This is a genomic window from Dapis hubbardiae BLCC-M172 (genome assembly GCF_050016015.1).
In the GTDB taxonomy this organism is placed as follows: Bacteria; Cyanobacteriota; Cyanobacteriia; order Cyanobacteriales; family Microcoleaceae; genus Trichodesmium.
Window position 1 is genome coordinate 50,386 of record NZ_JBNHEQ010000202.1, and the last position, 18,338, is coordinate 68,723.

General features: G+C 35.6%; 9 protein-coding genes and 1 pseudogene. 3 read left to right on the forward strand and 7 right to left on the reverse strand.

The genetic code is table 11. The annotated features are described in order from the left end of the window. Window positions 1–397: 397 nt before the first annotated feature. The 4 genes from ACP6PK_RS18520 to pilM form a co-directional block, all read right to left on the reverse strand. A complete protein-coding gene (locus tag ACP6PK_RS18520) occupies window positions 398–2,803 on the reverse strand; it encodes an AMIN domain-containing protein (RefSeq protein ID WP_426561561.1) in 2,406 nt (801 codons plus the stop codon). Between the two features lie 890 nt (window positions 2,804–3,693). Next, complete coding sequence (locus tag ACP6PK_RS18525; RefSeq protein ID WP_426561563.1) at window positions 3,694–4,470, reverse strand: pilus assembly protein PilO; 777 nt, start codon at window positions 4,468–4,470, stop codon at window positions 3,694–3,696. A 2-nt stretch (window positions 4,471–4,472) separates the two neighbouring features. After that, window positions 4,473–5,294 carry a PilN domain-containing protein gene (locus ACP6PK_RS18530; protein ID WP_426561565.1) on the reverse strand — a complete coding sequence of 274 codons (822 nt, stop codon included), beginning with the start codon at window positions 5,292–5,294 and terminating at the stop codon, window positions 4,473–4,475. 6 nt (window positions 5,295–5,300) lie between these two features. Then, window positions 5,301–6,398 (reverse strand): type IV pilus assembly protein PilM, encoded by a 1,098-nt coding sequence (pilM, locus tag ACP6PK_RS18535; RefSeq protein ID WP_094673903.1) that lies wholly within the window; start codon window positions 6,396–6,398, stop codon window positions 5,301–5,303. A gap of 1,447 nt (window positions 6,399–7,845) precedes the next feature. On the opposite strand from pilM, the gene ACP6PK_RS18540 reads away from it, so the two are divergent. Next, window positions 7,846–9,123 carry an ABC transporter substrate-binding protein gene (locus tag ACP6PK_RS18540; RefSeq protein ID WP_426561567.1) on the forward strand — a complete coding sequence of 426 codons (1,278 nt, stop codon included), beginning with the start codon at window positions 7,846–7,848 and terminating at the stop codon, window positions 9,121–9,123. 834 nt (window positions 9,124–9,957) lie between these two features. Here the strand turns inward: ACP6PK_RS18540 and ACP6PK_RS18545 are convergent. Next, window positions 9,958–11,949, reverse strand: a complete 1,992-nt coding sequence (locus tag ACP6PK_RS18545) for a pentapeptide repeat-containing protein (protein WP_426561569.1) — start codon at window positions 11,947–11,949, stop codon at window positions 9,958–9,960. 316 nt (window positions 11,950–12,265) lie between these two features. After that, window positions 12,266–13,534, reverse strand: coding sequence for an ABC transporter substrate-binding protein (locus tag ACP6PK_RS18550; protein WP_094673617.1), 1,269 nt, complete (start codon window positions 13,532–13,534; stop codon window positions 12,266–12,268). A gap of 32 nt (window positions 13,535–13,566) precedes the next feature. Here ACP6PK_RS18550 and ACP6PK_RS18555 point away from each other — a divergent pair. Beyond that, window positions 13,567–13,814, forward strand: a pseudogene (locus ACP6PK_RS18555) (hypothetical protein); the annotation flags it as partial. Between the two features lie 370 nt (window positions 13,815–14,184). Beyond that, window positions 14,185–15,495 carry a response regulator gene (locus ACP6PK_RS18560; protein ID WP_094674951.1) on the forward strand — a complete coding sequence of 437 codons (1,311 nt, stop codon included), beginning with the start codon at window positions 14,185–14,187 and terminating at the stop codon, window positions 15,493–15,495. Window positions 15,496–15,796: 301 nt separating this feature from the next. On the opposite strand, the gene ACP6PK_RS18565 is transcribed toward ACP6PK_RS18560, so the two are convergent. Continuing rightward, window positions 15,797–17,059 (reverse strand): bifunctional folylpolyglutamate synthase/dihydrofolate synthase, encoded by a 1,263-nt coding sequence (locus ACP6PK_RS18565; protein WP_426561572.1) that lies wholly within the window; start codon window positions 17,057–17,059, stop codon window positions 15,797–15,799. Window positions 17,060–18,338: the final 1,279 nt, after the last annotated feature.

An 18,338-nucleotide genomic window follows, 5' to 3' on the forward strand; every position in this document is an offset into this window, starting at 1 on the left:
CAAACTAGATCGATCTAGTTTTTCTGAGGGGGAAATATCATTCTGTGAAGCACTCCACTCCCTAGTCAAAATTTTTGAGTCGGATTTTTTGGCTAATCTCAAAAAAGGAAAAAGGAAATTAGTTGATTCATTGAGCCTGGTTTTCTCGGATAGTAGCTAAAACTAGATCGATCTAGTTTTTCTGGCACTTTAAATATCATTCTGTAAAGCACTATAAAGTTCTGACTATTTGCTAATCTATAATCAAAAAAGGAAATTAGTTGATTAGTTGAGCCTGGTTTTCTCGGATAGTCACTAAAACTAGATCGATCTAGTTTTTCAATAATCAACGGAAGTGGGATGGTTCAAAGTGATAAATTATATACCATCCCTGACATTTAACTTTTAACTTTTAATTTTAGCGCGGTCTTGGTTGACCTCTTTCCATCATTTGCAAAGCATCTGGACTTGGATTATATCGGTAGCCCCAAGAAGAGCGATCGCCATCATCAAGTATTTGAGGAGTTAGTAGTACAATTGTTTCCGCTCGTTGATTTTCATTTTGACTACTGCGGAAAAGAGTACCAATAATTGGTAAATCTCCCAAAAGAGGTACTTTATTTACTATTGTTCTTTCTTGCTCTTGAATAATGCCAGAAATAATTAGAGTTTGTCCATCCCGCAGACGAATTCTACCAGATTCTACCCGACGCCTGGCAATTTCTGTACCAAATTCATTTTCATTATCAGCATCTGTTGGTATCCTGTCCGAAATAAAGCTTACTTCTGGGTTTACTGTTACAGTTACAAAGCCATTATCATCTATTCTCTCTACCTGTATAGCTAGGGTTAGACCCACATCTTCAAACTGAACAGTTCTAGTTTCTCGACTTGTACCCCCATCATCTGTAAAATTACTGTCAATACTTCTGACGATATTTTCTACAAGTCTGACACTAGCAATTTCCCCTTCTTGAACCACTAAAGTTGGATCGGTGAGAATTTTAGCATTACCACTAATAACAGTAGCCCGCAACTGTGATAGGAATCGTCTGGGATACAAAATTTGAGGGAACAAACCAAATTCTGCTTCTCCTAGTGTTACATCTATTGTCCCATCATCATTAACATCTATTTCTGAAGGTTCATAATCTGTTATCCCAACTCTTGTCGGTTCACCTGTTGTGGGAGCTATTGGTCTAAGGAAAGTACCTCTACCCTGATTGACATTAGGGATACCTGTAAATGGAACATCAAATCTACGTTGGCTATCAAAGAAGGGGTCATTTCCAGCAAGTGGGTTATTAGTTACAGGACGAGAAAGAGGACTACCATCCTGCTGTGTAATAGTAGGAGGTTGCAAACTACCAAAATTTAGAGATGCTGCTCCATTATCGTTGATAAAGAAAGTGTCATTTATCCCAAAAGAAAAACTACTATTAAACCTTTCTTCTCCTGATAAGTTGACATCTATAACTTTGACGTTTACAGCTACTTGCCGTTGTCGTAAATCTAACTGAATTAATTGGGCTGCTGCTATTTCAACTTTTTGTGGTGGACCAACCAAGGTAATACTATTGAGTCGGTTATCAACTGCTATTTGCAAACCATCTAATATTGGTGGAGCATCTTGGGGGTCGTAGCGCAGGGGTTGAACAACTGTTCTTGTAATTGTTTCGGTATTTGTGATTGCCTGATCGGTTCCAGGAATATTAACCGTATTAACCTGAGTTACTGGTTGGCTTGTTACAATGGCACTTTCTGCTCCAAGACTCACTAAGAAACCTGCAGCTTCTTGGGCCGGAACTTGGTTTAAACGGAAGGAGCGAACCACAACATTTCTGGCTTCTGCTGGTAGTTCTTGTCCTACAAATACTGTGTTACCTACTCGGTTGGCTTGCAACCCACTTAGACGTAAAACGTAGTTAAAAACATCTTGAACTGGCTCATTTTCAATATCTAGGGAAATAGTCGGCCCTGTTTCTGCTTCTGGGTCTCCTCCTGAACTAAAGGCAACGTTTAATCCTGCTGCTCTAGCTAGTAAGGCTAAAACATCTCTAACTGGAGCATCTCGTAATACTAAACGAGGTATTTTTTCTTGGGTGCTTAAATCTATAACTTCTACTGAAGGGTTGATATTAGATATTGCTATATCGCCTACTGGTGGTGCTACTGCTCGTGGTTGAAAGGGTGGTACTTCACTGGGGGAGGGTTGTCCTGGTAGAGTTGGGAAACCATCTCCTGTTAGTCCTGAGTCTGGTAATAGTACCTCTGGCTTTGGGCTTGTAGTTGTTTCTCTAGAAGGTATTACAGTTCTTTCAGGTTCTACTGGTGGGGTTGGAGGTTCTGCGGGAGGAGGTGCTGCTTCTGAGGGTGGGGGAAAACTATTGGGCTGGGGTCTTTGAGCTATTTCTCCTGAGCTGACAGCAGCACTGAGGATAATTCCTTGGCCTCCTCCTTGGATAATTCTACCTCTGGGAGGACTTTCTTTACCTCGGATAACTACCCGCACGCTATTAGCGTCTACCTGCATTACCTCTACATATTCTATACCAGGGGCTGGACTTTCTTTCCGAAATTTGTTGCCCTGGGGTAAGCTGAGTTGGGCATTGATTATGTCTGCAACGAAAGAGTTGTCTCTGTTGACTGAGAATACTTCGGGGCGATCGCCATTACTGGTAACTAAGACGATATTCATGCCGCCGTCTGCTGAACTTAACTGAATTTGGGTTATTTGGGTTACTGCAAAGGCTGGGGTCTGGGCTATAATTACTGCCGCGACTCCAGTTAATAGTCCACTACTAAATTGTATTTGGTGTTTCACTTTCCTCACTCCACGTTGGGCTTCTTTATTAATTCAGATGTTGGTCTTGGGCTAGAGTATAGGTCTTTTTCTTCAGATTTGGAGCTAAAATTTTTTAACTTTTTCTTTTTTTGAATTTTGGTAGTCCTGAAAAGGCAGAGGGGGAGCAGGGGAGTAGGGAGCAGGGGAGAATTTTCCACGCTTTACCCACAGGGCATCCCCAATATTCATCAATTATTCTTAAAGGTTAAAAATACGAATAGTTTTTATTTGAGGGCATTGAACCAGAGATTTAGACAGAGTTTAATGATACTTATCGACTGAAAAATCGGTAAATTTTGGCTAATATCATGTCCGGTAGCATCGGTATTGCAAGTGAGAAGGTAAGGAAGAAGGCTTTAGTTATCTAGGAGAGAAGAAAGAAGAAAAAGAAAAACCTTACATAAGGTAAATATTTCCCCAACTTTTACACAAATGATACCAGCGGACATGATATAAGTCTTCTATTTTCTGATCCTAAACATCTCGCCTTCTCCTTAAATTGTTAACTCACGATACTTTGAAACAGCCCTATCTAATAGAGGAGGTTTGAGACCTTTTTTTGTCAGGACATGATTTGAAGGAAGACAATATCAATATTAGGGAAAAGGTGGGGAAATAATTCCCATCTCTGCTTAATACTTCCCTATTTCAATCTCAATTTTTCCCTAAAAAATAAAGATATAAAGCATTCTATTTCAAGATGAAAAAGTGGTAGTAGGATATTTCCTTATATTCAATTCCGTTATGGTTTTAACCAGGGGTAATGATTAATTATCTATTAATTTTTAGGGATAAAAAATATGCTCTAATAAAGGGAAAATTTCAGACCTAATTTTTCTGATAAAATAACATTTATTTAGCAAATTGTGTTATTTTTTTTCTGGCTCTTCTTTGCCCAATGACTCTTGTTCACTTAAGGCTAATAGAGCGTGCATATCAAAGGATGTTCTGAGTCTACTTTCTGGCAAGCTAACTGGTACAAATTTATTTTGTTTCCATTCAACTTCTATAACTTGATTTCCTTGTTCGAGTTTAGTTTTTAAGTTTTTCACTACTAATAATGTTTGCATCCTTTCTATAGCAATCATAAATGCTCTTGTTTGAGGATAACTGCCTTCAAATTCTACTTTGAATTCTCGTCGCTTTAATTTACCATTTACCAGTGGTCCTAATGAGTTATCGTTAACTATATAGTTACCATCTTTTGGCTCCACTGGTTGAAATTTTGTCATTTTTGCTTGTTGGTCTTCATCTGTAATTCCAGCATTAATTTGATCTATGAGTTTATTAATATCGTATAGCAGAGTTTTCATTGTTTTTTCACTGGCAAATAAGCTGGTTACGTCTTCTCTTTGTTTTTCAGCTTTTTTCCTTTCTGCTTCTGCTTTTGGTCGTTCTTTTATTTGTTTTTGCTGCTCTTTAATTTTGACTTCTGCTGTTTTTATTTCTCCTCTTAATTCAGCACTTTTTTCGATAGCTGGTTTAAGCTGATTATATCCTAATAAACCTGCTATTCCTAAGCCTACGACACCAATAGCTCCTCCAATAAATCTGGGGTCTTTGAGAGAGACACCTAGAATTTTCGGACCCCATCCTCCTTCTTCTTGTTCTTCTTGTTCTTCATTCCATTCATTTACTGCTACCATTTTTAAAATACTCCTTTTTCTGTTAGTGTTTCTATTCTATCTACTAATCCAATTGCTCCTTTACTTTTTAATTGAGGCAATAATTCTGATGCACCTAAAGGGCTGAGATTTGTTTCGATTTTATATTCAACTATTGGGGGTAATTCTGGTATTTCTGGTGCTAAGGTTGAGTTTGATTCTCGTAATTCTAATCTAGTAGGATTAGGTTTTTTCGCAGCAGTAATAAGTTTGGTTTTTTCTCCTTGGAAAAAGGGAGAGCTTTGCAATAACAATAAAAAGTCATTAATTTGACCGTAAGAATCTGAAGTTCCAGCAAATGATAGAGTTGCTGTTGGTTTTGAGGGAGCTGGTGTCTCTGTTTTTTCTCCCTTTTTAGCAGATTTTTTGGAGGGAGCTGGGGCTGATACTTTTGGTTCTTTTTGTTCTATGCTGGTTATTATTACCCCACTAGGTACTAAAGATCCAAACTCTCCTAATAATGCTGACCATGGTTTAATTTGGTCGAAAACTGTGGCTAAAGCTTTTGCCTCTGCTTTAAATGTCTTAGTTTTTTCTTTGATTGCTTCAAGGTTTTTAACTTGAGCATCAAGCTTACTCAATTCACCATTTAATTTGTCTAAGTCTGCCTGAAGTTTAGTGTTTACTTGATTTAGATATAACCATCCACCTGCAACTAGACCATTAACTGCTACTGCTGCTGCTGCCCCAATTAGAATTGGTTTTGGGTCTTCTAGTGATGGTCCACTACTCGCTGGTTTGGGAATATCTTTTTTATTTTTATATTCTGGGCGATCGTTAAGAAAATTTATATCTAGGCCATACATATTAATTTATACCTCTCTTAGTCCTAAACCTAATACAATTCCTAAACCGGAACGTTGTTCTGGCGGAATTTCTTCTTCTGTTTCTAAGGCTAAAGTTTCGATTGGATCGACTTTAGACGCTGGTAAACTTAAACGTTGCATGAAAAAGTCATCTACTTGTCCTATTGCTGCTCCCGATCCTGTTAATAATAATTGTGCCACCTCCAAATCTTCAAATTGATTGAGATAGAAGTCTATTGAGCGTCGCAGTTCATCTCCTAATTCTGCTAATACTTTTAGTAGAGCATTTGTTCCGGGATTTGGTTCGTTTCCTGTGACTCCCATTGTATCTAATACTGGAACGGTCATCCCTAATAACTCTGTAGTATCTCTGGTTGGAGGTAAGTTCATTGCTTCGTTTAAGGAGGATTGCATTTGATAGGTGCCAATAGGAATTGTCCGGTTAAATTGGGGTATTCCGTCTACTACGATAGCAAGTTCGGTACTGTCAAATTCTAAATCTGCAATGACTGTTGCTTCTTGAGGACCATATTGTTGGAGTATATCTTTTACTGTACGGATCAGGGCAAAGTTACTTACTTCTAAAACATCTATTGCTAATCCTGCTTGTGTAAAAACTTCTATGTAGCCATCTGTTACTTCTTTTCTAGTTGCGACTAAGGCGACTTGTACTTTTTCTAGGTCATCATTTGGATCTACTATAACTCCTAATTTTTGATAGTCTACATCTGCTTCTTCTCTGGGAAATGGTAAGTATAAACCTGCTTCTTGATTCATATAATCCTGTAATTCTTCGTCGTTTAATTCTGCTGGTACGGGAATTACACGGGTAACTGCTTCTCTACCTGGAATTGCTGTTGCTACTCTGCGAGTTTTGATGTTATTGTCCTCTATCATTGACTCTATTAGTTCTGACATTGTGGGGGCATCAATTATTTGACCTTCAAAAAATACATCTTCTGGTACTTCTGCTGTAGCAAAGGTTACTAATTTTAATTTATCTCCTTGTTGCCGGATTTCGGCAATATTAATTCTTTCTGGGCCGAGTTCTATTCCTATTCCTGGTTTCTTTTTTTTAAACAGGTTTTTTAAGTAATTAACCATTTTTCTTTCTCCTGGTTTTAATTTGAAGCAAAATTTGCTTTTGTTAGGTTAGTGTAAGTTACAGAATAATTAATAATTCATATTTAATAATTCATATTTAATAATTCATATTTCAAGCCCCCCTTTAAAGGGAAAAAAAAGACTTTTTTTCCTTTTAGTCAATCCTCTCCCTAAAAACTATACCTTATAAGGAACTATGAAAACCTTGTGGAGAATAAGGTGGCAGGGAGTAGGGCAGAAGGGAGTAAGAGTTATAGTAGCCAAGTAAAACTACTTAAATTTTTCAAGAAAATGGATTAAAGAATATATTTTTTATCCAGAAAAACCCTATCCAAGACTCACGCAAAACTTGCCTATAATGTCTACTTTTTATGTTAAGAAAGATGTTTATAAAGTATAGCCCTAAAAGAGAGAGTTCATTAATTGATAATTGATAATTGATAATTGATAATTACCTCTCCCTAAAAGGGAGAGGTAAGACGAATAAGGAAAAGATTTATTTCTCTTGGTCGATGGGATATGGCGAGGTTTCCTCGCCATCCCTCGACCGCTTTTTCCCTTGAAGCCTCCCCTTGGATAGGGGAAAAAAGTGCTAGGATATTTCCTGATCTTCAATTCCCGTGCGGTTTTAACCAGAGGTAATTATCCATTATCCATTATCCATTATCCATTATCCATTAATGAAATATCCTATTGACTCCCTGTTCCCTATTTCCTATTCCCTCTCTCAATTAGGAAATTCCTCAAATACTAATCCTAAATAATTTGTGAAAAAAAATTGTAGGGGTTTGGAAACCAAATCCTATCTTAGCTTAGGTTGGGAAATCAAACGCCTATGAGGCTTTGTTGCATGAAAGTATATAGCTGCCACACTTGCTTGTGCATATGTACAATAATAACCTGCGGAAATTTATCTAACTATTGGACAATAGATGAATAGAACATCAATTTTGATGCATGAAAAGGCTGAAACTTTTATCTGTAAAGGCTTTGAGGTTTAATTTGCTAGCCCTAACTATTGGATAATAGATGAATAGAACATCAATAATTGCGAAAGAGAGCGATATAGCTGCCGCACTTGCTCCCCACGGGAGTGTGGGAGGAGGGGGGAGAATTAAACAGAAGAATAATGAACATTAACTGGATAATAATTAGGGAATAATTTATTTTATTTGTGTTAATTACTTGATAACTGAAGTGTCACTCAAGTATAGCCTTAATGCATGGGAATTGGTATTACAACCTATTTAGGATTGCTAAAGTAGAACTACTATTAATTTTTGAACCTCTTGCTAGCTGTCTAAAGCCTAAAATTTTGTACCTCAAGTTTTCGAGGAATTATTATAGTGTAGAGAGGTTCCATGAAACATCTCTACTGTGGTCTAATAAAGTGAAAATTGCTGTAATTATAAGACAGCATATGAGATGTTTTTCTAAAATTTATCAAATGTTTATTATAGTTAAATGGAAAAGGTTCCAGGTATTTGCTATTTTGGGACTAATACTAACATTTTTGATTGGTTGTAATACTCCCTATCCTAATTTAAAGACTAAAGAAATTGAGTTTTGGACGATACAGCTTCAACCTCAGTTTACTAATTATTTTAATCAGTTGATTGCTGATTTTGAAGCAGATAATCCAGGTTTATCGGTGCGATGGGTTGATGTACCTTGGTCTGAGATGGAAAGCAAAATTGAGAGTGCTATTTTGACAGAAACTCTTCCAGATGTTGTTAATCTTAATTCAAGTTTTGCACATTTATTGACTGAACCTAATGCTTGGTTAAATTTGGATACTATTTTATCAGATTCGGTTAAGAATGAATATTTATCCAATCTTTGGCAAGCTAGTCAGATTAATGGTAAAAGTTTTGCTATTCCATGGTATTGTAGGACAAATATAACAATCTATAATTCAGAGCTATTTAAACAAGCAGAAGTTGATCGACTTCCAACAACTTATACAGAGTTGGCTAAGGTAGCTAAACAAATTAAAGAAAGAACTGATAAATATGCTTTTTTTGTTTCTTTTTCACCACAAGGAGGAAATGAAGTATTAGAGTCTTTTCCTAAGATGGGGGTTAAATTAATAGATGTTGATGGAAAAGCTGCTTTTAATACTCCAGTTGGCAAGGAAGTATTTAAGTATTGGGTTGATTTATATAGGGAAGGTTTATTACCAGAGGAAGTATTAACACAAGGGATTCAAGCTGGGGAAGATTTGTATCAAGCAGGGGAAATTGCTATGGTATTTTCTGGACCAGAATTGATTGAAGCTATCTCTGAAAATACACCAGAAATTGGAAAAGTATCACTCCCAACATCTCAAATTACCGGTAAGAGTAATAAGAATAGTCTAGTATTAATGAATTTTGCTATTTCTAGCAATACTAAACTACCGGATAAAGCGCTGAAATTTGCTTTGTTTATTACTAATTATCAAAATCAAATGGCTTTTACTCAGGAGAATAATGTTTTACCTTCTACAACTAAGACATTAGAGAATAGTTATTTTCAAAATATTCCTGATGATGCTTCTACTCAAGATCGGGCGCGAGTTATTAGTGCTAGTCAAATTTTTAAAGCAGAAGTTTTACTCCCAAGAGTTAAAAATTTGGATAAGTTGAAACAAATTATTTATCAAAATTTGCAGGTAACTATTTTGGGAGAAAAAACTATTGAACAGGCGATCACTGATGCTGCATCTGAATGGAATAAGCTATAGTTTTTTATGTTTAGTTTTTTATGTTTAAAATTTTTCTATCTATAATCTCCCGAATCCAAAAGCACAAATTTTTTCATTCTCTGAAGCTCCTGAAATAAAAATCGCGCGTGAAAGGATTTTCTGTTGCGCCCTCACAATTTTTATGATATCATAAAAAATATATGGAGTCGTTCGCCTATATGCATGATTTTTTATTCAACTAAATTTACTGGCTCAGAGACCATCAAAATATTTAGGAATTTTTCCTAGAGCGTGCCATCAATTAAATCTGAAAGGATGATGTGGCAAGAGTTTTTGGTTTTTGGTCTTGAAAGAATCCAGATGCTAAAAACCTTAATTGACAAAGCTTTTAAGGTCTAATTCATGGCAGACCCTAACAGCAATAGCAGAAATATTTTCATCTTGTGGAGCTTCTGGAAAATTCTTTTTTTCCCGATCAAATCTTTCCATCCATCCCTAGTGCAAAACCACAATTTTTTTCATTCTCTGAAGCTCCTGAAATAAAAATCGCGCGTCAAAGTATTTTCTGTTGCACCCTCACAATTTTTATGATATCATAAAAATTGTGAGGGCTAGTTCGCCTATGTGCATGACTTTTTGTTCAACAAAAGAAACATAATTTCCCATTTATGGAACTCCTTTCCACTTTGCTACGCAGATGAAAGGTGAACGTTCAGGTTGTAGAAAGGAAAATAAATGTAAAAGATACACTTAGGAGTTCTATAACGAATAACCTTTCAAGGGGATGAAAAGAAATACTGAAGTTTTTCCAGCCTCCTAATTTGTTAGATTTGAGGTACTAATAACTAAAATGAAACTACTAATTAGAACCAATTAGAACCAACCATAATTTTTGATAAAATAACGTACAGGGTCTGGGTCATCTTGAGTTAATAGACCATGCTCAATTTGGTAAACTTGATAATCTGCTCCTGAACTTTCTTTTCTCAAAACAGAAATGATTTTTTTAGTAGCATCATAACCAACCTGAAGACCAGACTGATCGATAATTGAATGTATAGGACTATTAGGATCGAGTAACATTTCAGCTTTATATCTCGACAGGTCTGAAACTCCGAAAACCTTAACTTTATTATTCAAACCAGATTCTATCACCGCTGCAAGTCCAACCTCTGTTGCTAGATTTGACCCCCCCCAAAGCATCTGAATACTAGGATTATTTTTAAGTAGTTCTTTAACTTTTACAGTATCACGATTAGAAGTAACGTTAACAGAATCAACGATTTGAAACGAGATATCCGATTCATTTATCGCTTTTAATGCTCCTTGCAGATAAGGATAGTAGCTATCATAGACAGCAGAATCAATTAAAGCAAGCTGAATCAATTTTGAGGAAGAATCAGTCTGTAAATTATTTTGAGACCATTCTACTAAATCTTGGGCTGAATCATAGCCCATTTGGAAGTTATTTGTACTATAGCAAGCAATGGCTAAATCTTTTGCGTCCATAGGATCAAAGCAGAAACCGAGGGTGATAATAGCCACTCCAGCATCACTAGCTAGTTTAAGCGCATCGAGTGACTTAATGGAATCTTCAGGTCTGAGGATAATTCCATCCATACCTTCCTTAATCAACTGCTTAATTATTTTGGCTTCGTTCTCTACACCATCGGGGGAAGTAATTGCCCAAATTTCTACACGACGGTTAGCAGCACGACGCATCCCTAATTCATAGTAATCGAAAAGAGTTTCAGGAGTTTCTGGTTTGATTAAAGCTATCCGTAAACGAGGTAATCTTGCTTGTTTGGTCGCCTGTTCCCAATTAGGCTTCCGATTGGTTTCCTGCCAATTTTTAGCCCGCTTAATTTGAAATGTTGACCACATTTTTGCTCCCCACAGATCGGCCCCTTTTAATTGGGTTTCTAGCAAATTAGTGGGTTGTAATTGCGCTCCTCTCGCATTAGTTGTGCTACTTAAATCAGCAAAACGTAACGAGGCATTCTCTAGATTAGCTTTATAAAAATCAGCCCCTCTTAAATCCCCTCTATTCAAATTTGCTGATTGTAAGTTGGCTCGGTAGAAAATACCATCATTGAAATTAGCCCATAAGGCTCTAACATTGACTAGACTAGCTTCAGAGAAATCAGCTTTGTCAAGATTAGCTCCATACAAATTACTATTATCTAAATTACTATTTTGGAGTATCGCTTCCTTTAAGTTGGCTTGTGTTAAATTCGCACCTTGTAATTGAACACCCGTGAGATTAGCACCTTCTAAATTAGTATTGGCCAAATTTGCGCCCTGGAGGTTACTCCCTTGTAAATTAATTCCAACAAGATTGGCTCCTGATAGATCGGCTCCTGCTAAATTTGAATAGGAGAGATCCATTGAACGTTTATTAACCTTCAGTGAACCCTGAGTGAAAGATAGAGATTGGCAAGGATTAAGGGTAAGATCGGCCATATTTGCTTTAGCTGCTTCTAGTCCTGGATTACTTTGGCAACCTCTGCTATGTAAAATTTTTAAGGCAGCAATCCGTGCGTCACTATATTCATAGCCAGATTCTTCACGCAGAACCTTTCGAGCTTCTTGTATCTCCTGTTTGTTTCGACTAGGTATGGTAATTACATAAGATACTATGGCAAACAACAGTGCGCCTTCACTTAAAATAACTGCTAACTTAAATAAAGAAATATTTTGTAGCCATTCAATAAAATGAGAAATTTTTGTGTCTAAAATAGAGATGGGCTTTAATAGTTTAGGTTCTTTTAATATAGCCTTTTCAGGAGTGCTTTGAGATTTTTCAGAATCGATAGATTCAGGGTTACTTATTTCTTTTTGTAAGTTTTTTTCTCTTGTATCCATTAATCATTTTTCCTCTAAAAACACTAAACATTATAATCCGGACTTAAGCATAAACTTTCTTGTAGAACCTATTTGGGATCTGTTGACAATTATCGATTGAGAGTAGGGGAGATGGTGAAGCAAGGGCACTTAGATTTTACCTGTTTCCTCTATTATTTATATATTTTCCATTTCCTGACTCCTTACTCCTTTGCCAAAAACCTCACCTTTGCTGAGATACGGTTAGGGCTTCTATAATATAAAATTGTGTCATTTGAAAGACAATAATTATGGCAATAAAGCGAGTTTATTCCTTGGTTTGTATAGTTTAGAATAATTATTTAAACATATCTCTTAATTTCTCTTTATTTAATTTTTTAAATCCTTGAGGGGTAAAAATCTTTACTACAACAAGGTCAGAAGACTGGATTCGTCCTTGAGTCAAATCTATCGCAACACCACCTAGATCAAACTTAGAAATAGCAGCCTGTTTTAAAAAGTTATCACGATTAATTTTTCCTGGTATTGTTTGGAGAATTTTCAAAGTCATTTTTCCTACAATATATCCTTCTAAAGATATATGATCGAACTCATTTTTTAGCTTAGATTTTGCCTCTTGAACAATAGGTAGATCGGAGTCTAATGAGGGGACAACTGTTGTTATAATTACTTTATCTGTAATACCGTATTCTTCTAAACTCAACTGTAATTCTTCTAGAGAACCAGATGATAAGGAGGAAATAACCCAATTCTCTCCTTCATCTTGAGCGAACTTAATAAATCGTCCGATATTAGTAGTAGTTCCTGCTGTAATGACTAATCTACAGTTTATTTCCGTGTTTTTTTCCCACTTTTTTAATGAGTTATAACCTTCTTCTACATAGGGAGTATTACGGGGATAAAATCCTACAGGACTAAGCAAAATATTGTCTTTATTTCCCTTTTTTTTATACTGTAAAACTTGGTCGTATGTATCTAAGATTTTCTCTTCAACCTGTGCTTGTGCTAAAGCTTTTCTGACTGCTTTTAAGCCACCCAGACCTAAGCTATCATCTTGAACATAAGCACAAATTTCAGAGGATTTGACTCCTGCATATAAAGCCATTTTAACTACAGTTTCTATTTCTTGTGCATAACTCGGACGATAATTAATGATTAGCTCGGATTGCGATCGCAAAAGTTCAGAACCAGTAACAAAACCAACGGCAGGAATATTGTTTTTATTTAAAATTGGTAATGTTTTTTGTGCGGTGGGAGTACCAAGATTTCCTATCATTAAAAAAATGCCAGATTCAATTAACTCTTGTGTCTTTTGATAAGCAACTCCAGGCTCATAATAATCATTTTCAATGATTAACTCAAGCTTTTTTGTTTGTACTAATTGATCGTCAAATGCAGCTTTCAAACCATATTTTATCCTATTTCCTACTATCTCTTGTTGTCCTTCTAAAGCTAGGACAGAACCTAGTCGAATTGTTTTTTTAGTAATTCCTTCTTCGGGAATTGTATCATTTGATATTTGTTGGCAAGCAGTAAGTCCTAATAAGCTAAGACTAAAGCTGAGATTAAAAAAAAACTTCAAGGTAAAATAAATCTTAAAATTCATAATAAATTGTCAATAAAAATAATCTTAATTGAACACTTTATGCCACTTTTTCTGAATATCAATGTTGTATTTTGTCAGAGTATAGTCTACACAACTTGACTATTCTCAGACGATTGGTACTTCATTTTCTCCATCCAGAGAAAAAATATTTAAACGCAGTCTTTGTCAAAAAATGAAGCAAGCTGCTATGAACAACAATTATATGATTACTATTCTCATTGCTTTCTGTCAAGCCTCTTTTTCTTTTATCGGTATAAGATTTGATTTATTTGACAAATAAATAAGGTCTCAAGCTTCTCCTTTCAAGGGTATAAAAAAGAAAATTCCGTATTTGAAGCCTCTATCTTTATTTGTAAGTATTGATAACTAAAATGATCCACTTTTAAATCAGTAATTGCCTCAAGAGGAGATCGATATTTAATTAAATATCTGTTAAATATCCGTACAATCACGGACGATATTTATAAATTTTTTAAGTAAAATTAAATTGAGTCGATAACTTGAATAAATACTTCTAGAACCGTTACACTAAAGTCTTGAATTAGAGATTAAATTTGAATTAAGATTCAGTGAAATTGCGGATGTTATCTTTTTAGAAGTATGAGCTTAAGAATATCGCAAATCAGGACTGCATTGATAGAGTATTAAAAATGATTAGTAAAACAAAACAGACTACAGCGAGGTTTTTTAAACATTTAATCCGTCTGATACCTAAACAATTTACTGGTAAATTAGAACTCCAGAATACTGAAGAACAAAAGTGGCAATTATATTTTGATCGGGGATGTCTAATTTGGGCAACAGGTGGTAATAGCGCTTGGCGAAGATGGCGCAGAATTTTCACTCAGTTTTGCCCTTTTATTTCTTTGGAAACTCTCAGTTTATACACCCATGATGTTTGTGAAAGCTGGCAATATTACATAGTTAATATTTTACTCAAACAAGAAAAAATTTCACTTTCGCAAGCTATTTCTATAATTAACAATACCTTGGTAGAAGTATTATTTGATTTAATTCAACAGGATAATTTAGATACTTTACAGGTGACTTCTATAAGTTGTAATCTACAAGCGGAAATGATGCAACCTATCTTTCGTTTGAGTATCTATGAAGCTTTTGAAAAAGTTAAGCCAATATGGCAAGATTGGTGTGAGGCAAATTTACACAATTATTCTCCCAATTTAGCACCTGTATTGAACAAACCTGAAACTCTAAAAAAACACACATCTACTCTAATCTACCAAAAATTTCAGGCATTAATTAGTAAAAAATTAACATTGCGAGATTTGGCTTTTTACTTAAAGCAGGATTTATTAAGTCTGACTAAAAAATTAATTCATTATGTCACTCAAGGAATAATTAAACTTACTGTTTTGCCAGATTTACCTGCATTAGCTGTAGTTAAATTTGATGCTTTAGCAAATGAAGTAAAAGAGATTAAAAAAACAAATTCACCATCCCTAGAAACTACAAAAAATTCCATCTCTGTAGATCAAACAAAATTAATCGCTTGTATTGATAATTGCCCAATAATTAATACATTAATCGGTAAAATTATTACCAAAAGTGGCTATCTATTTATTGGGATTGAAAAGTCTACATTGGCTGTACCTACTGTTGTGCAAGTAAAGCCAGATTTAATATTTTTGGATATAGATATGCCTGTTATTAATGGTTATGAAGTCTGTAGTCAAATTCGTAAAATACCTGATTTTAAAAATATTCCTATAGTAATTTTAACTGGGAGAGACAGTATGATTGACCGGGTTCGCGCTCAGTTTGTCGGATGTTCTGAGTTTATTAACAAACCAATCAGCCAAGAAAAAATTGAAGCTATTTTTAAGAAATATCGTAAGGATTCAGGTGAGGTAAGCATTCAGCTATTAGTATCTCCGTTCCGGAATGCTGCGCAAAAAGCATTCAGCTTTTCGTGCGGAATGCTACGCAAATATAAATTTTAATTTTCCTTGGAGACTAATTCCTCCTTCTAGCTGATAGCTGATAGCTGACTGCTGAATGCTTACGAAATATCTAAATTCAGAAAATACGAAATATCTAGATTCAGAAAATACAAAAATACAGCTCCCAGTAGTGAAGTCTTTAGTTCCTGCTAATTGTTAACTAGCTATTAGCTATCAGCATTTCAGCTATAAGCTTTTTGACCTTGGGTAATCCCTGGAACCCCAAGCGCCTGATGGTGCGCTGAAGAGTTTAAATCCCCGACTCAATCTAAAAAAAGTCCTAATGCTGACCGCTGACTGCTCACTGCTCACTGCTATTAAAAAAATGACCGAGTAAATATAGGGAACCACATAAAACAATTAAATTTTCACTGGCACTAATAGCTTCTTCTAAAGCTAGTGTTAGATGGGAGTTGACTTGACAAAGTGTTAATTCTGTGCATATATCCTGAGCCATAGTGCTAAGTTGATTCAAGTCAGCCGAACTATGGTCAGGGACAGGAACTAGGTAGAGGCGATCGCCTGGTCTAATGAGCGCCCGAAAAATTTCTGAATGCTCTTTTGTAGAGAGCATACCCATAACCCAACTTATGGATGGATAATCAAGTGTCCTGACATACCGCCCCAATACTTGGGCAGCAGCAGCATTATGGGCACCATCAATTAATAATTTCCGATTTTGCCATGTAGTCCATTGCAAACGTCCCGGCCATTTGGTTTCAGCTATTCCTTGTTTCATTGCTGCGGTCGGGACTTCCCATCCTTGGGTTTCTAGCACTTGAACTGTGGCTATGGCGATCGCTGAATTTATCAACTGTACATCTCCAAATAATGGCAGTGTATATTCAATTCCTTGAGAAGTAGCTTCTGGCAATGAGTTATTTTCCTGATTTCCTTCTAATAATTCAGCAGGTTCGACCCAAACAACAGGACATTCTAGCTCGGTAATACGTTTTTCTACTACTGTTTTTGCTTCTGGGGGTAAAACTCCGAGTATTGCAGGACATCTTGGTTTAAGAATACCTGCCTTTTCCCCAGCAATATGACTCAAGGTAGGACCTAATCTTTGCCAATGTTCCCAACTAAGAGAAGTAATGACAGTTACCATTGGTTGGTGACAAACATTTGTGGCGTCTAGTCTACCTCCCAAACCTACTTCTACAACTGCTACGTCTACCTCTTGTTGGGCAAAATATAACCAAGCAGCGGCAGTAATAACTTCAAACTGAGTAGGTGAAGGTTGTTCTGGTTGAATGGCTGCTTCTACTTCTTGTAATAATTGTTCTAATATATTGGAGGAAATTTTTTCTTCGTTGAGGCAAATACGTTCTGTCCAGTCAACTAGATGAGGTGAGGTGTAACGTCCGACTTTATATCCTGCTGCTTTGAGAATAGATGATAGATAAGCACAGACGGAACCTTTGCCATTTGTTCCAGCGACATGAATTATAGGTACTTGGAGATGGGGGTTGCCTAAATTATCTAGAAGTTGGTAGATACGTTCGAGACCAAGCTCAACGCCGAAATGTTCAAAGCGTTTTAAGAAAGAGTCTATAGAATTCACAGTTTTTTTATAGTAATTAGCTATTAGGATTCAGCTTTTTTTATTTAGCTAAATCTTACCTTGTTTTCGACATTAAGACTGATACTAAATCTATCCTTAATTATTGCTCTGCTGATTAAATATCAAAGAATTTACAGGTAAAGGTTTGAGCCTTTTTAGGTCTGGAAAAAGTACCTAGTTTTGAGCTGCTTGATGGTCAAAAAGGAGTGCATTTCCGGTGCATTGTTGGGCAAAAAAAAATACTCCCGTAGGGACGTTGCATGCAACGTCCCTACTACTCCCCTAAACCTTAAAAAAGACTTTTTCAGCAAACCCTAATTATTTTTTCCCTCAACAACTTGCCTCACCTATTCCATTTCCATTTCTAATTCCGAAGCAGAAGCTATTTGTTATATAATTAAACCCAGATTTATCAGATTAGGAACAGCAGATATTTTTGCTAATAAAATACTTTATTGTCATCTTTTTTGTTTACCTTCTTGTTTGCCTTATAAAAAAAATTCTTAATAGAATCTAGTTTTTTTAGGTCGCTAAAATTAAACATTGATTAATTATTTCATCCCTCAGAGACTGGAGAGTAAAATAATTATTAAGAGAGCATACGAATGACTAAAATCTAAAAGCGGTAATGCTTCAAGGGATTGAAAGAAGGTAGATATAGGAGTATGTAGTACATATATTCCTAGATTTTTAAGCGACAATATTTGCCCTTGTATTTCTTCGGACCTATTCCCTCCATACCTATTCCCTGTTCCCTATCTCCTTTTTATATTTCCTCATACATTCAATCTCTAATAAAATACCTTCTTGTCATCTTTTTTGTTTACCTTGTTGTTTGCCTTATAAAAAAGCTTCTTAATAGAATCTAGTTTTTTTAGGTCGTTAAAATTCAACATTGATTAATTATTTTATCTCTCAATAACTTGCCTCAAAAGTATAAAAAATACTGTCTGTTTTCAAGAAAAAATCTATAATTTATGGGTATTTTAATTGTTGGAAATAGTGATTGATAGCTTCAACAATCTTATACCAAATCTCATCAAGTATTGCTATATTTTCTTGAGAGTAGGGAATAGGGAAATTAAGTATAATACTGTTTCAGAGATGTTAAAAGTAATGCCTTAAGATTTGATAGGATCAAAACTTTGACGCTACAGTAATTTCGGCAAATTATTTAACGTCTAAGAGTTAGAAAATATTTGTAAAAATTCTTTTTTCACGCTTGGTATAAGATATAGCAATTTCCATACTGGTGAGGTACAAAATTCTAGGTTTTAGG

What these genes read in the sequence shown, in the direction of transcription:
- ACP6PK_RS18525 (WP_426561563.1), bottom strand. Translation starts at nt 4,470, where the DNA reads ATGGTAGCAGTAAATGAATGGAATGAAGAACAAGAAGAACAAGAAGAA.
- ACP6PK_RS18530 (WP_426561565.1), bottom strand. Translation starts at nt 5,294, where the DNA reads ATGTATGGCCTAGATATAAATTTTCTTAACGATCGCCCAGAATATAAA.
- pilM (WP_094673903.1), bottom strand. Translation starts at nt 6,398, where the DNA reads ATGGTTAATTACTTAAAAAACCTGTTTAAAAAAAAGAAACCAGGAATA.
- ACP6PK_RS18540 (WP_426561567.1), top strand. Translation starts at nt 7,846, where the DNA reads ATGTTTATTATAGTTAAATGGAAAAGGTTCCAGGTATTTGCTATTTTG.
- ACP6PK_RS18545 (WP_426561569.1), bottom strand. Translation starts at nt 11,949, where the DNA reads ATGGATACAAGAGAAAAAAACTTACAAAAAGAAATAAGTAACCCTGAA.
- ACP6PK_RS18550 (WP_094673617.1), bottom strand. Translation starts at nt 13,534, where the DNA reads ATGAATTTTAAGATTTATTTTACCTTGAAGTTTTTTTTTAATCTCAGC.
- ACP6PK_RS18560 (WP_094674951.1), top strand. Translation starts at nt 14,185, where the DNA reads ATGATTAGTAAAACAAAACAGACTACAGCGAGGTTTTTTAAACATTTA.